The organism is Ruegeria sp. AB9 (assembly GCF_056542585.1).
The window spans coordinates 176688-192235 of sequence record NZ_JBQGAA010000007.1 but is presented as its reverse complement, the minus strand read 5'-3'; the positions used below and the strand labels follow the sequence as shown (position 1 = coordinate 192235).

Here is a 15548-nt window from a genome sequence, read left to right as displayed (position 1 = left end):
GTTTAAGATTCACTTGTTCAGTTTCTGAGCAGAGATTGGCCGATGACGTGCGGACATGTGTGGCGGGAAAGTGCCTGATCACGCAGACGTGTGAGCACCGATCCGAGCCCGGCAGGGGCCGAACACCGCGGCCACAGCAAGAATCAGCCCCGACATTGTGGCGATCATACCCGCCGCGCTGACAGCATCCGCGCCACCCAGCCACAGGGGGCCGTATCCTGCAAGCACATAGCCCGACACAGCCGAGGCAATGGCGAACACAACGCTCCAGGCAATCTGCGCTTCCAGTCGATTCGTCAACATCCGCGCCGCAGCGGGTGGGCAGATGAACATGGCGATCACGATGATCGAGCCAACCGCGTCAAAGGCCGCCACCGCCGCGATTGCTGCCGTGATAACCAGCGCCATGCCCAGAGCGCCGGTTCGAATACCAATGGTCCGGGCAAAACCTTCGTCAAAGGTAGAGATTTTCAGCGGGCGCCAGAACAGCCATGTGAACAGAGTCACGCCTACCAATGTCAGCGCAATGCGGGGCAATTCAGGGGGCAGCCCGGCAAGCGCCTCGATGTCCAGCAAGGATGACCATCCGGTTGCATCCAGCCAGATCAGGCTTTCGAGATTGCCGTAAAGCGCATGTTCGACGTCTAGATGCACGGTCGACGTGTCCGTCTGCTCCAGCAGCAGAACACCGGCCGCAAACATGGTGGTAAAGACGACCCCCATGGCGGCCCCGGGTTCGATCTGACCCAATCGACGAATAGCTTCGATCAGAACTACGGCCACAATGGCAGCCCCGGCAGCGCCCAGCATCATCGGCCAGGTCGATATGGCTCCTGTGATCAGAAATGCCACAACAATACCCGGCAGCACGACGTGGCTGATCGCGTCCCCGATCAGCGCCTGTTTGCGCAGCACCAGAAAGTTGCCAGGCAGAGCACAGGCGATGGCAGCGAATGTTCCAATCAGCAACGGCGTCAGCGACAGCGGGACGAATTCTTCACCACTCATACCGGCACCCCCTGTGGTCCGCCGATCCGGCGGTCGATCTCGACGATCTGGTCGCGGGTCAGAACGGTTTCGATATCCCGCAATCCATCATAAAGCGCAGCTGTTGCCTCATGCGCCTGATCTGCGCGCACGATTTCCCAGCGTTTTTCGTCCCGCAGGGCCTTGGCAGCGCGGGCTTTGCCAGTGTCTGTCGCAACGCCGTCTGCGCGAACCAGCCCTGCGCGGCGTAACAAGCGCAGTGTCAGGGGCTCGTAAATCTTTTGCCCCTGCGCCAAGGCCAGAAGACCCTGACGAATGTGCACCCGACGCTGGAAGCGCAAATGGCGTAACACCGCAGCCAAAACGCCACGTGTTGGGGCAAAAAACAAGGACATTACAAAGAAGGCAAAACTGACCAGGACGATGATCGGACCCGTCGGAAGGTTGGGTGCCGATGCCGAAATCGCCGCGCCAATATAACCAGCCAGCCCGCCTGCAACTCCGGCGAGCAGAACAACATGCTCAGAACGTTCCGACCAGAACCGAGCAGTCACAGCGGGGATGATCAACAGTGCCACGATCAGGATCAAACCCACGATTTTCAGTCCGACCACAGTCACGGCCATGACCAACCCCATCATGGCAAGGTCAATCCTGTGCACCGGCAATCCCCGGGCTGCGGCATATTCAGGATCGAAGGCCACAAGCGTCATCGGGCGACGGATGATCATGACCAGCAGCAACGTCGCCGCGCCGCCGACTGCTATGATCATCGCATCAGCCCAAAGCATTCCGGCAGTGGACCCCAACAGGAAGCCTTCCAACCCGGCCTGACGGCCTACGCCCATGGTCTGTATGACCGTAAGTAACACGATACCAAAACCGAAGAAGACCGACAGAACCGCTCCGATGGCAGCGTCCTCGGCCAGCCGCGTGCGCTGTGTCAGCCAGTTCATGCAGAGAAGGCCGATCCAAGCAGAGATGGCAGAACCCGCCAGCAGGCCCAGCAGGTTGCGCCCGTCCCCACCAAGTGCAACCAACACCATGAAAGCCAGGCAGACGCCCGGCAGAGTTGCATGGCTGATTGCGTCGCTGACCAGAGCGCGCTTGCGCAGGAACAGAAAAGTCCCCGTCACGCCCGCCGAAACACCGAGCAGTGTCGCACCAATGGCAACAAGCGTGGCGTTATAGCCAAGCTGCAGGGTCAGAGCATCCCAGAGCATGAGTTATCCCAGTGCGCGAGAAATCTGGTCAATCTGCGCAGTTGCCAGTCGACCACCGTAAGCAGATTGCAGCGTTTCCGCCGTGAAGGCCTCCGTCACCGGCCCTTCGGCCACCTTACGGGTATTGATCAGGAACACATGGTCGAAATAGTCGGTCACGGTTGCCAGATCGTGATGCACCACCACGACTGTCTTACCCGCCTCTTTCAGGGATTTCAGCACCGAGATGATGGCTTTCTCGGTGGCGGCATCCACCCCTGCGAAAGGTTCGTCCAGAAGATAAAGATCAGCGCCTTGCGCCAACGCGCGCGCTAAAAACACACGCTGCTGCTGGCCGCCGGACAGTTGCCCGATCTGCCGATTAGCGAAGTCTCGCATTCCGACACGGTTCAGGCAGTCCATCGCGCACGCCTTGTGGCGGGCACGAACACGGCCCAGCAAGCCAAGTTCGCGCGACAGGCCCATCAGAACCACATCGATGACGCGCGTAGGAAAGTCCCAGTCCACGCTGGCGCGCTGCGGCACATAAGCAATGCGTGCGCGCTGCTTCTCCAAGGGCTGGCCAAACACGGTCACCTGACCCGACAGGGGGGAAACGATGCCTAAAGCCGCCTTGAGCAAAGTGGATTTTCCGGCTCCGTTCGGCCCAATGATCGCGGTCATCGCGCCGGGCTGAACAGTCATATCTACTGAAAACACGGCAGGCTTTTGACCGTATGAGACTGTCAGTCCGCGCACGGCAAGGGGGCTGTCGGCCAACCCCTGATCGTCAACTGTCACACCTTCGTTGCTAATCAGATCCAGCATCGATCAGAACCCCGCCGACAGTTTTCCGTCCATGCCACGACCCGGCACATCACCACCCAATGCACCGGCAATGACGGTGATGTTATGGTCCAGCATCCCGGTATAGGTGCCTTCATAGGTTCCTTCTTCACCCATGGCGTCCGAGAACAGCTCTCCTCCGACGTTTACTTCGTGTCCTTTGGCGGCTGCGCCTTCAATCAACGCCCGCATGGAACGATCCGAGACCGAGCTTTCAACAAAGACCGCCGTGATCTGACGATCAACCAGCAGATCGACCAGCTCACCAATCCGGTTCAGACCGGCTTCGGACTGGGTGGAAATGCCCTGAATCCCCAGAACTTCGAATCCGAAGCTTTCACCGAAATAGCCAAAGGCATCATGAGCGGTGACAAGCACCTTGCTGTTGTCCGGAACCGATGTCAGAGCTTCGTTCGCGTAGGCCGTCAGGCGATCGATATCTGCCAGGTGCGCTTGAGCATTTGCGGCAAATACCTCGGCCGATTCAGGACGAACCTCGGTGAGTGCTGACTGAACTTCCAGCACAACGTCCCGCCACAGTTCAGGCGTCATCCAGACATGTGGATCATACTTGTCGGCATAATCGTCATGCGCCCGCAGCTTCGATTTATCAACGCCTTCAGCAACCGCGACAACCGTCCGTTTGCGCTCCAGATCATGGAAGAAATCTTCCATCTGCGCTTCGAGGTACAAGCCATGCCACAGGATCAGATCCGCTCGCGTCATCGCCACGATGTCGCTGCGGGTCTGGCGATAGGCGTGAGGGTCTACGCCGGGACCCATCAGCCCCTTGACCTCAACCTGATCGCCACCGACCTGACGTGCCGCGTCTGCGATCATGCCGGTCGTAGCCACCACCTTGAGAGGTGCCTCGGCTAAGGCTGAGACTGGCAAGGAAAGAGCCAGCGCCATTGCTGCAAGAAAATCCCGGCGAATCATCTTCGACCTCAGTTTTGCGTCCTGTTTGAACTGAATATGAGAACCATTCGCAACTAAGTCAACGCAAATGCGAATTATTCGCAAGAAAGTGGGCATATTTTGTCCATTTGGTCAAAAATTTTCCAATCATTACCCGCCAGCATCTTCCATTCCCCGGTCTCTCGTGCGATTTTGTCGCAAACCTCCCAAAGGACGTGACTATGGATACGCAGAGCTCAGAAAGCCCCGTGCGCACCGCGCATCTGCCGCAAGTAACCGAACCCCGGAACCCTGGCATGGATCTGGACCTGGATTGGGTTCGCGCCGTTCAGGCCAACACCTCGGCCATTGAGCGCCGCGCCTCGACCCTGCCCGGCCGCCGTTCGGTCAAAAAGGAATACCAAGCCGCATGGCTGCTGAAGGCGATCACCATGATCGACCTGACAACATTGTCGGGCGATGACACAGTGGGTCGCGTGCGTCGGTTGTGCGCCAAGGCGCGTCAGCCCGTTGCGCCTTCGGTCCTTCAAGCGCTGGATATGCCACTGATCACCACCGGCGCAGTCTGCGTGTATCACGACATGATCGAAACCGCTGTGGACGCGCTGAAAGGCACAGGCATTCCGGTTGCTGCGGTGTCTACCGGATTTCCTGCGGGCCTGTCCCCCTTCCACCTGCGCGTGGCTGAGATTGAAGAGAGCGTGAAAGCTGGTGCTGAAGAAATCGACATCGTGATCTCGCGTCGCCACGTGCTCTCGGGCGACTGGCAGGCCCTTTATGACGAGATGAAAGCCTTCCGCGTGGCCTGTGGCGATGCACATGTGAAAGCCATCCTTGCCACCGGAGAGCTGGGCAGCTTGCGCAACGTCGCGCGCGCCTCGATGGTCTGCATGATGGCGGGTGCAGATTTCATCAAGACCTCGACCGGAAAGGAAAGCGTCAACGCCACATTGCCCGTGTCGCTGGTGATGATCCGTGCGATCCGCGACTATTACGACCGCACCGGGTATCGCGTTGGGTACAAGCCCGCGGGTGGCATTTCGAAAGCCAAGGACTCTCTGGTTTACCTGTCGCTGATCAAGGACGAGCTGGGTGATCGCTGGCTGGAACCCGACCTGTTCCGCTTTGGCGCGTCGTCGCTGCTGGGCGATATCGAGCGTCAGTTGGAACACTATGTCACCGGGTCCTACTCGGCTGGCTACCGTCACTCCATGGGCTGAGGATAAGAATAATGACAGTCAAAGAGATTTTCGAAACCATGGAATACGGTCCTGCCCCCGAAAGCGCTGCCGAGGCTTTGGCCTGGCTGGTCGATCAGGGCGACAAGTTCGGGCATTACATTGATGGTGCATTCACCAAGCCGGGTAGAGGCTTCGACAGCCGCAACCCGGCGACCGGAGAGGTATTGGCCAAGCTGACACAGGCGAAACAGGTCGATGTGGATGCCGCAGTTGCCGCCGCGCGCGCAGCACAGCCAAAGTGGGAGAAGCTGGGCGGTGGGGGCCGCGCACGGTACCTCTATGCAATCGCGCGCTTGTTGCAGAAGCATTCGCGTCTGTTCGCCGTGCTGGAAAGCCTGGACAACGGCAAACCGATTCGCGAGTCGCGCGACATCGACATCCCGCTGGCGCAGCGGCATTTCTATTACCATGCGGGCATGGCGCAACTAATGGAAAGCGAACTGCCTGATGCCCAGGCTCTGGGTGTGTGCGGCCAGATCATCCCGTGGAACTTCCCGCTACTGATGCTTGCATGGAAGATCGCCCCCGCGATCTCGATGGGCAATACTGTTGTCTTGAAACCGGCCGAGTATACCTCTCTGACCGCGCTGCTGTTTGCCGATATCTGTTCGCAGGCTGGCCTGCCGAAAGGCGTGGTCAACATCGTCACCGGTGACGGCGCCGTGGGTGAGATGATCGTGAACGCGGACGTGGACAAGATCGCTTTCACCGGCTCAACCGTTGTTGGACGCCGTATTCGCGAAGCAACCGCAGGTTCGGGCAAGGAACTGACGTTGGAGCTGGGCGGTAAGTCCGCCTACGTCGTCTTTGATGACGCCGATATCGACAGTGCCATCGAAGGATTGGTCGATGCGATCTGGTTCAATCAGGGTCAAGTCTGCTGTGCAGGCTCGCGCCTGTTGGTTCAGGAAGGCATCGCCGACCGTTTCCATGAGAAGCTGCGCGCGCGGATGGACACGCTGCGCATCGGCGACCCACTGGACAAATGCATCGATGTGGGCGCGGTTGTGGACCCGGTTCAGTTACAGACCATCAAGGGAATGGTCGAAAGTAACACGGTTGGTCACGTTCATCAGGCAGCGTGCGCGCTGCCCGCAAACGGCTGCTACTACCCTCCGACGCTGATTTCGGGGTTGGAAACCTCGGACCCGCTGATGCAGGAAGAGATCTTTGGCCCGGTTCTGGTTTCGTCCACCTTCCGCACCCCGGAAGAAGCTGTCGAGCTGGCCAATAACACCCGTTACGGGCTGGCCGCGACCGTGTGGACCGAGAACGTAAACCTTGCGCTGGATATCGCGCCCAAACTGGTTGCGGGCGTGGTCTGGGTGAATGCCACCAACCTGTTCGACGCCGCTGCGGGCTTTGGCGGAGTACGTGAAAGCGGCTTTGGCCGCGAAGGCGGTTGGGAAGGGCTTGCGGCCTACACCAAGCCCAAAGGCAAGGCCAAGCCGCTTGCAAAGGTTGAAGCCACTATGGGCGAAGGTGCTCCGGTCGGCCCCATCGATCGCACTGCAAAGATGTATGTCGGTGGCAAGCAAGCGCGTCCTGATGGGGGTTATTCCAAACCCGTCTGGGGCAAGTCCGGACTGCTGGGCCATGTGGGACTGGCGAACCGCAAGGACATCCGCAACGCGGTTGAGGCTGCGGCGGGTGCCAAGGGTTGGTCCAAGACTACCGGCCACCTGCGGGCACAGATCCTGTACTACATTGGTGAAAACCTCTCGGCCCGCGCCAATGAAATCGCCGAACGCATCGACACTATGACGGGCAAGAAAGACGGCGCGAAAGAGGTAGAAGCCTCGATTCAGCGCCTGTTCACCGCCGCCGCCTGGACTGACAAGTATGACGGTCAGGTGCACGGAGTGCCGATCCGGGGCGTGGCAATTGCCATGAAAGAGTCCGTGGGTGTCATCGGTGCCCTATGCGCGGATGAGGCGCCACTGCTGGGACTGGTCTCGGCCATGGCCCCGGCAATTGCGATGGGCAACCGGGTGGTTCTGGTGGCTTCGGAGCCTTATCCGCTGGCCGCAACCGATTTCTACCAGGTCCTTGAAACCTCGGACGTCCCTGCTGGTGTGGTCAACATCCTGACCGGCAGCCACGCAGAACTGGCGAAACCTCTGGCTTCGCACCTGAATGTGGATGCGGTCTGGTCCTTCTCGTCCACCGACCTTTCGAAAGAGATCGAAGCGGTGTCGGCCGGCAACCTGAAACGGACCTGGGTCAATAACGCGACGGCATTTGACTGGAGCATGGACCATTCGCGCCGCTTCCTGCAGGCTGCGACCGAAGTTAAAAACATCTGGGTGCCCTACGGCGAGTAGGGCTCCCGCCAAGGGAGACCTACATGGATTTTTCGGGTAAGACCGTCATTGTGATCGGCGGTACGAGCGGTATCAACAGAGGCATCGCCGAGGCCTTTGCGGCCTCGGGTGCCAAATTGGCCGTTGCCAGCCGGTCGCAGGAAAAAGTCGATGACACCGTCGCCGCGTTGAAAGCTGCTGGCGCACAGGATGCCATTGGGGCGGCGTTTGACGTGCGCGACCCGGAGGCCGTGGCAGCCGGCCTGAAACAGTTCCACGAGGCATTCGGTGACTTCGACGTTCTGGTGTCGGGCGCAGCGGGCAATTTCCCGGCGTTGGCATCCGAAATGTCGGTCAACGCGTTCAAGACCGTGATCGACATTGACCTGATGGGCACGATCCACGTGATGAAAGGCGCTTACCCCTACCTGAAACGTCCCGGCGCCAGCATCATCAACATCTCGGCCCCGCAATCCTACCTCCCCTACGAAGGACAGGCTCATGTATGCGCCGCCAAGGCGGGTGTTGACCAGATTACACGGACACTCTCGATGGAATGGGGTGTGGAGGGGATCAGGGTAAACTCGGTCGTGCCGGGGTTCATCGAAGGTACCGAAGGCGCCAAGCGCCTTGCCCCAACCCCCGATGCCGGGGAGGCGCTGCGCCGCGACGTACCACTTGGCCGCTGGGGTCAGCCGCAGGATGTGGCCAATGCCTGCCTGTTCCTCAGCTCGGAGATGGCCAGCTATATCAGCGGAACGGTACTGGCCGTTGACGGGGCACTTTATCAGCGCGGGTCAGGCAAGTTCGGCCAGATGATGGGAGACATGCTGCGTAGCATGAAAAAGGGGTGAGCTGCTGCCCACCCCTTTCAGTTTAGTTCGTTGTTTCGAGGCCGACTGGCTTGCCAACGACAGTAAAGTGCAAACCATCCGGGTCGAGCAGTTCGGCAGCGACCCGGTTCACGTCTTCCAATGTCACCGCATTCACCTTGTCATTCCGAGTTGCGATATAGTCGATAGGCAGGCCTTCCATCTGCATTCCAACCATGATCCCGGCAATCTGTCCATTGCCATCAAAGCGCAGCGGATAGGCGCCGGTGAGATAGGTTTTAGCGTCGTCCAGTTCCTTCTGCGTCACACCTTCGGCGGCAGCGCGCGCCCATTCGTTGCGAATTACGTCAATCGCTTCGGCGATACGATCATTGGCCGATGACACAGACCCCAGATAGACTGAGGCCAGATCTTTAGGTACCAGATACGTCCCAACGCCATAGGTCAGGCCGCGCTTCTCGCGCACCTCCTGCATCAGTCGGCTTTCAAACCCGCCACCGCCGAGTATGTGGTTCAGCACAAAGGCGGCAAAGAAATCCGGATCGTCGCGATCAATCCCTGATTGACCAAACAGCGCCACAGACTGAGGCGTGTCGAATTCAACAACGCTGACTCCGCCGGGAATGCTCACATCAGCCTTGCTGGGGATGGGTTTGCCTGCTTCCGGTAAGTCGGCGAGCAGTGTATCCAGCAAGGCACCCAATTCTTCGGCCGTGATATCACCGACGGCCCCTACATACAGACGATCCTTGGCAAAGACGCCTTTGTAAGCGGACACCACATCTTCGCGTGTCAGGGCCGAGACACTTTCGATTGTACCTTTACCCTCGGACCCGTACGGGTGATCGCCATAGGCCATCTGCGCGAAGCTGAGGCCTGCGATTTCGTTGGGGTCGGTCTGGTCCGAGCGCAGACCTGACAGGATTTGCGCGCGCACACGGTCAACCGCGTCCTGATCAAAGCGCGGTTTGTGGATTGTTGTACGCAGCAAATCGACGACCTCATCCCGGTTTTCGGTCAAAAAACGTGCGGAAATCGAAACTGTGTCGTCACCTGAGTTGTAGCGGAAAGACGCAGCCAGGGCTTCCAGTTCGCGCGCATAGGTGCGAGCATCCATCTCGCCTGCGCCTTCCTCAATCAGTCCGCTCATCAGGTACACAGCGCCGCGTTTGTCAGGGTCATCCAACGACGTGCCGCCACGGAACCGCAGTTCCAGTGCAGTGAAAGGGATTGAATGATCCTCGACCAGCCAGGCTTTGATGCCTCCGGGCGAAGTCACCTCTTCTATCTCGATCTCGGCCAGAGCCGGCAGGGCAACCAGACAGGCAATCAGCGTTGCAAGAAACCGTTTCATTGCGTCACCTCATCATCGCGCATCAACCAGCCTGTGACCGATGCCTCGGGTTGCAGAACTTCACGTGCGGCGGCGATGATCTCATCGCCGGTCACGGCTTGAAGGATATCGGGCCAGGCCTGCACGTCCTCGACCGTCAGACCACTGGTCAGTGCGCGGCCATAGCGGTTGCCGATCCCGTCCACATTGTCACGAGCATAAGTCTGCGAAGCGCGCAGTTGCATCTTGATGCGGTTCAGATCGTCTTCGTTCACACCTTCGAAGACGAAATCGGCTACGGCCTGATCCATGGCGTCTTCGGCTTCTTGCAGCGAAACGCCTTCGGCCGGAACAACGATAAGATCAAAGGTCGTGTCATCCAGCGAAACGCCGCGATAGAACGCCCCGGCATAGACGACCTTCTGCTGATCGAACTGCAGTTTTTCGTTCAAATAAGACGTGGTGCTTCCACCCAGCAACTCGGCCAGCAGGAACAAAGCAGCAGCCTTTTCCTGTTCGCCCGGATCGCGTTCCGGTGCCAGATAGCTGCGCTGCACATAAGGCTGAGCCACGCGAGCATCCTTGAAGGTCAGGCGACGCTCGGCCGTTTGCGGAGGTTCCTGAGATCGAACCCGCTCGGGCAAGTCCGGATTGGCAGGGATCACACCGTAATACTGATCGGCGAGAGTGCGGACCTCTTCGGGGTCAACATCACCCGTCACCACCAGAATGGCGTTATTGGGCGCATAATGGGTCTGGTAGAAAGACAGCGCATCTTCCATGTCCAGTTCTTCCATCTCGTGCATCCAACCGATGATCGGCACGCCGTAGCGATGGTTCAGATACTGAGCCGCACTCATCTGTTCTCCGAACAGGGCACGCGGGTTGTTTTCGGTACGCTGGTTGCGCTCCTCAAGGATCACGTCCCGTTCGTTCAGAATATCCTCTTCGTTCAGCCGAAGGTTCCGCATCCGGTCAGATTCCATCCGCATCATCAGCTCAAGCCGGTCGGCAGCGACACGTTGAAAATAGGCGGTGTAGTCATACGAGGTAAAAGCGTTGTCGTTGCCGCCATTGGCCGCAACGGTGGCTGAAAACTCACCCGGGGCCAACGTATCGGTGCCTTTGAACAGAAGGTGTTCCAGAAAATGCGCCACACCGGACGACCCGATCGGCTCATCCGCAGATCCCGCACGGTACCAGACCATGTGTTGTACGACCGGTGCGCGGTGGTCTTCGACCACGACGACATCCATGCCGTTGTCCAAAGTGAATGTGGTGACCGCTTCTTTCCCATCCTCGGCAAAAACCGGGGTGGCAGCGATCAGGGCAGCCGACAAGGCCAGGGCCCGAACCATGGGGCATCCTCCGTTTCGTTTCTGATATTCAAACTACGGTGGCGCGGCCCGGGTTCAAGCCCGATGACGGAAAGTTAAGAATTATTCACCCGGCGGCGACGATGGGGTTTCAATCCCCGCCCGTCGCGCTGCCTCGGTTTCCGAGAACGGATCGATTGATTGCCGTTCATAGACCTGACCATAACGATCGACCGGGAACAGCCGCAATCCGGTCCAGCGGCCACGGCGTTTGCGGAACGCGGCATCCTCGGCCTCGACCACCTGCCGCGCATCCGGTGACACGCCATAACGACTGGAGGCTGTGACAAGCGCCGCATCCGAGGATGGCACGGCAGTATTCGGGTTCAGAGCAGCGGCGTTACCACCCAGTGCAGCCACAGCATCGGCATTGGGGTTCGGATCAGTCAGATTCCCTCCGCCCGGCGTGGGTGCAGGCAAGAAGGCATAGTCCTGAGGTTGCGTCAGCGGCTTGACCGGCAACACCGAAAACTCATCCGGACCCGGACCCGGAGGCGCCAGATCCCGCAGACCAGGATTCGAACATGCCGCAACCGCAGCGGCAACAGTCAAAACAAATATGGCGCGCGGCATCCGCATTGGTGTCTCCAGCCTGTTTCAGGCGCTTTTATCGCATATCATCCCGCGCGTCACGAGGCCTTTTTGCCATCAAACAGCACCAGCCCGATAGCTCCCGCAAATATGAACACATCCGCCAGATTGAACACAAACGGGTTGTTGATGCCGCAGCAGGACATGTTCAGGAAATCCAGAACAAAGCCATAGAGGACCCGGTCCAAAACATTGGCGAGCGCGCCCCCGACCAACAGGCCGCCGCAGAACAGCATGAATTTGGTGGGGGTCGAGCGACTGAGCCAGACAAGAACACCAACACAAATCGCCACGGAAATACCGATCAGCACCCAGCGCGCGGCCTCCGAGTTTCCTTGGAACAGGCCGAAGTTGATGCCCCGATTCTCGCCATATTTGAAGACAAGCAGCGGCGGCAAAACATCGATGCCGTCTGACTGTTCTGCCACGCGCATGACGTGAACGACCAGATATTTGCTGATCTGGTCGATCGCAAAAGCGGCCAGCGCCGCCCAGAGAAGCAGGCGTGTTCGCATTAGTGACGGAAATGGCGCATGCCGGTAAAGACCATGGCCAGACCGGCCTCATCCGCCGCCGCGATGACTTCATCGTCACGCATCGAGCCGCCCGGCTGAATCACGCAGGTCGCGCCGGCTTCGGCGGCCTCCATCAGTCCGTCGGGGAAGGGGAAGAAAGCATCCGAGGCAACAGCCGATCCAATGGTCAACGGTTGCGGCAGGTCCAGCACATCCGCCATGCGTTCGGCTTTCTTGGCAGCGATCAGGGCCGAATCCACACGGCTCATCTGCCCGGCACCCACGCCCACGGTTGCACCATCCTTGACGTAGACGATGGCGTTGGACTTGACGTGTTTCGCCACTTTCCAGGCAAACAACAGGTCACGCATTTGCTCGTCAGTCGGGGCCTTCTTGGTCACAACTTTCAGGTCATCCATACCGACAAAGCCGTTATCCTTATCCTGTACCAGAAGGCCACCAGCCACCTGACGCACGGTTTTGCCACCGGCAGTCACATCCGGCAGCGCCTCGGTCGTCATCAGGCGCAGGTTCTTCTTGGCGGCAAAGATTGCCTTGGCCTCATCCGATGCGCCGGGAGCGATCACGACCTCGGTGAATATGCCGGTGATCTCCTGCGCGGTCTCAGCGTCCAGCGGCTGATTCAGCGCAACGATCCCGCCAAAGGCCGACGTACGGTCGCAGTCAAACGCGGCCTTGTAGGCCTCAAGCAGGGATGCACCTTTGGCGACACCGCAGGGGTTGGCATGTTTGATTATGGCACAAGCCGCACCTTGCGTCGGGTCAAACTCGGCCACCAGCTCAAACGCCGCATCTGTGTCGTTGATGTTGTTGTAGCTGAGTTCCTTGCCCTGATGCTGCACCGCAGTCGCCACACCTGGACGGTTTGTACCATCGGTATAGAATGCGGCCTGCTGATGACTGTTCTCGCCATAGCGCAGGGTCTGCTTCAACTCACCCGCAAAGGCGCGACGCTTGGGCGCTTCAAGCTCAAGCGCGTCAGCCAGCCAGTTGGACACAGCGGTGTCATAGACGGCGGTACGGGCATAGGCTTTCTGCGCCAACTTACGGCGGAATTTCGGACAGGTCGCACCATTATGCTGATCCATATCGCCAAGCAGTTTGTCGTAATCCTCAACGTCCACGACCACGTTTACGAACGCATGGTTCTTGGCCGCCGCGCGGATCATCGCCGGACCGCCGATGTCGATATTCTCGACACACTCATCGTATCCCGCACCTTTGGCCACAGTTGCCTCGAACGGATAGAGGTTCACCACCAGCAGATCGATTGCACCGATGCCGTGTTCGTTCATGGCTGCAACATGGGCGTCATTGTCGCGCAGCGCCAGCAGGCCGCCATGCACCATCGGGTGCAGGGTCTTGACCCGACCATCCATCATCTCAGGGAAGCCGGTCACATCACTAACATCCTTGACCGCAAGTCCCGCGTCGCGCAGCGCTTTGGCGGTGCCGCCGGTCGACAGCAGTTCAACCCCGCGCTCGGCCAGCGCCTTGCCCAGCTCGATCAGCCCGGTTTTGTCGGATACGGAAAGCAACGCGCGGCGCACGGGGTGAAGATCGGTCATGGGTCCAAAGGTCCTTTTGGCGTCAGTCGAATTCTGGCTCGTCCCGGTGCGTATCGCGCATGGCATAGGCTGTGTCCTGTGCCTTGCTCAGTGTCCACCGGATGCGCGTCGCATACTCCATTGCGCGCCCGGATAGAACGATCTGTTTTGTCGCGCGTGGCTTTAAACGCCCTTTTTCAAGGTAAACACTTGGCTCGACGGACAATTTTCCAACGCCATCATGACGGAAAACCCAGATCTCACCGCTTTTGAGTGCCATCGACACCGCCGCCCCGCCCAAATCCAGCGCGGCATCAACATCCGGATGCAGATGAAAACGAATGTCATACCCGATGCCTTTGAGGCCCGAAGCATCCATCGCCTTGTCGAACTGACGCTTCGCCTTGTCGGTCGCAGTAAGCAGAATATCTTCGACGGTCAGCTCGCGCCCATCAAATCGCAACTCGAATGTCCGCGCATGGGTCAGGCCAAATACCTTGGCGTACCCATTATGCCCTGCCATGAAGCGGATGCCTTCGAACGCGTCTTCGAAGTCGACCGGCACCTCTTGTGGTGCATCCACCAGCGCCTGCGCCTCTCGGCCCGGTAACGGGTTGGCCAGACGGGCGCTGGAAAACCCGTCCAGACACAAGGTCGAATGCGACGGCGTCGCCCGTCCGGCGCGCCGCCAATCCAAGCCGAAACTGGCCCCCGACCCGCAATTTACGATCAACGGCCGCCGCCCCGAGGTCAGCTCGAACGCCAGAGTAGAGGCGTGCGCATTGTACGAGGCCGCGCCGGAAGGCGGAACGCTGGCATCTACAATCACCGTGGTGCGCGCGGCGGACAGGCGGGCATAGCCCATTGGCAATTCCGTGGCTGCCTTATGTTTGACGCCACTTTGCGCAAGGGCCTGTTCCAGACGTCCCTCGACTCCGCGCCCGCCACCATGGAACCGCGCCAAGGCTCCATCCGCGTGGCGCAGGCTTCGCAGGGTCGGCGCGATCCGTTTGATCGCATTGGCCTGCGCGACAGGCGTACCGCGTCCCAGATCGTTCAGAGCCGCCGAAGTCCAGCTGAGCAGCGTGAACACCTCAAGCAATTCTTCAGGGTTGCGTGTCGGAATGCCGCCCTGTGCGTCGACCTGACGGTCACATTCCCCGGCCAGCGCACGCAAGGCCGGGTCGGCCATCTGCTCCAAACCCTCCATAGCCAAACCGGCCTGTACCAAACCGGCCAGAGCCTCAAATCGCGGCAACCCTGGAGTAGCAGCCTGCCAACGTTTGGACAGGAACCATGTCTGTTGGGCCAGCGACCGGAAGAACAGTTTGCTTTGCTTTTCATCCACGCCACGCAGCAGAAAGATCGCGTGATTGATCCAGCGCATGACCCGCCGGCCGGTCAGATCAGGCACCCAGCCGGGTCCTTGCCCGCGTCCATGCGCCTCGATCCAGCCCCAAACCCAGCGCTGTGCCTTTTCCCGTGCTCGCATATCTCCAACTGCGGCCAGATCATCCAGCCACGCAAAACCGTGACGTTCTTCATCAAAACCAGCGCTGGGAGCGGCAACGTCCCAAAGCCCGGTATCTTCGGCCTCGACCAGATACCCGGCGAACAACAGGTTTCCGGCAACCAGTTGCCGTCCACGTGCGAACGAGCCCACCGAGCGCGGGTCGGGTTGCGCGACAAACCCCGTGACCGCCTTTTGCCGCTGGCTCAGACGCGCGTAGAAACGGTTCTGAAACCGCATCCACCGACTGGTCATGGTGTCCGAGTTCGACATGTCTCGCGTTACTCTGCCCCTTGCGCTCTGCTGGCGCTTGAGACCCAACGAT

General features: G+C 59.5%; 13 protein-coding genes. 3 read left to right on the top strand and 10 right to left on the bottom strand.

All coding sequences use genetic code 11. The annotated features are described in order from the left end of the window. Positions 1-78 precede the first annotated feature (78 nt). The 4 genes from ACR0K5_RS15850 to ACR0K5_RS15835 are packed head-to-tail and all read right to left on the bottom strand — an operon-like array spanning position 79 to position 3974. Positions 79-1008: a metal ABC transporter permease gene (locus tag ACR0K5_RS15850; protein WP_480630620.1), complete on the bottom strand. Its 930-nt coding sequence runs from the start codon at positions 1006-1008 to the stop codon at positions 79-81. Next, positions 1005-2210, bottom strand: a complete 1206-nt coding sequence (locus tag ACR0K5_RS15845) for a metal ABC transporter permease (protein WP_480630619.1) — start codon at positions 2208-2210, stop codon at positions 1005-1007. The genes ACR0K5_RS15850 and ACR0K5_RS15845 overlap by 4 nt, the downstream gene beginning before the upstream one ends. A gap of 3 nt (positions 2211-2213) precedes the next feature. Next, the gene (locus ACR0K5_RS15840) at positions 2214-3017 is read right to left on the bottom strand and encodes a metal ABC transporter ATP-binding protein (RefSeq protein WP_480630618.1); all 804 of its coding nucleotides are present in this window, start codon (positions 3015-3017) and stop codon (positions 2214-2216) included. A 3-nt stretch (positions 3018-3020) separates the two neighbouring features. After that, positions 3021-3974, bottom strand: coding sequence for a metal ABC transporter solute-binding protein, Zn/Mn family (locus ACR0K5_RS15835; RefSeq protein ID WP_480630617.1), 954 nt, complete (start codon positions 3972-3974; stop codon positions 3021-3023). A 200-nt stretch (positions 3975-4174) separates the two neighbouring features. Between ACR0K5_RS15835 and deoC the strand changes: the two genes are divergently transcribed. Genes deoC through ACR0K5_RS15820 form a run of 3 tightly spaced genes read left to right on the top strand, consistent with a single transcriptional unit; the run spans position 4175 to position 8351 of the window. After that, positions 4175-5173: a deoxyribose-phosphate aldolase gene (gene deoC, locus ACR0K5_RS15830; RefSeq protein WP_480630616.1), complete on the top strand. Its 999-nt coding sequence runs from the start codon at positions 4175-4177 to the stop codon at positions 5171-5173. A gap of 11 nt (positions 5174-5184) precedes the next feature. Beyond that, entirely contained in the window at positions 5185-7518 is a 2334-nt protein-coding gene (locus ACR0K5_RS15825; protein WP_480630615.1) for an aldehyde dehydrogenase family protein, read from the top strand. Between the two features lie 23 nt (positions 7519-7541). Beyond that, positions 7542-8351, top strand: coding sequence for an SDR family oxidoreductase (locus ACR0K5_RS15820; protein ID WP_480630614.1), 810 nt, complete (start codon positions 7542-7544; stop codon positions 8349-8351). A 22-nt stretch (positions 8352-8373) separates the two neighbouring features. Here ACR0K5_RS15820 and ACR0K5_RS15815 read toward each other — a convergent pair whose 3' ends face one another. The 6 genes from ACR0K5_RS15815 to ACR0K5_RS15790 form a co-directional block, all read right to left on the bottom strand. Continuing rightward, complete coding sequence (locus tag ACR0K5_RS15815; protein ID WP_480630613.1) at positions 8374-9684, bottom strand: M16 family metallopeptidase; 1311 nt, start codon at positions 9682-9684, stop codon at positions 8374-8376. Then, positions 9681-11021 carry a M16 family metallopeptidase gene (locus ACR0K5_RS15810; protein WP_480630612.1) on the bottom strand — a complete coding sequence of 447 codons (1341 nt, stop codon included), beginning with the start codon at positions 11019-11021 and terminating at the stop codon, positions 9681-9683. The genes ACR0K5_RS15815 and ACR0K5_RS15810 overlap by 4 nt, the downstream gene beginning before the upstream one ends. An 81-nt stretch (positions 11022-11102) precedes the next feature. After that, positions 11103-11618, bottom strand: a complete 516-nt coding sequence (locus ACR0K5_RS15805) for a DUF3035 domain-containing protein (RefSeq protein WP_480630611.1) — start codon at positions 11616-11618, stop codon at positions 11103-11105. A 50-nt stretch (positions 11619-11668) separates the two neighbouring features. Next, entirely contained in the window at positions 11669-12145 is a 477-nt protein-coding gene (gene lspA / locus ACR0K5_RS15800; protein WP_480630610.1) for a signal peptidase II, read from the bottom strand. Further along, entirely contained in the window at positions 12145-13734 is a 1590-nt protein-coding gene (gene purH / locus ACR0K5_RS15795; RefSeq protein WP_480630609.1) for a bifunctional phosphoribosylaminoimidazolecarboxamide formyltransferase/IMP cyclohydrolase, read from the bottom strand. Before purH ends, lspA begins: the two co-directional genes overlap by 1 nt. 22 nt (positions 13735-13756) lie before the next feature. Continuing rightward, complete coding sequence (locus ACR0K5_RS15790; RefSeq protein ID WP_480630608.1) at positions 13757-15496, bottom strand: heparinase II/III family protein; 1740 nt, start codon at positions 15494-15496, stop codon at positions 13757-13759. Between the last annotated feature and the right edge of the window lie 52 nt (positions 15497-15548).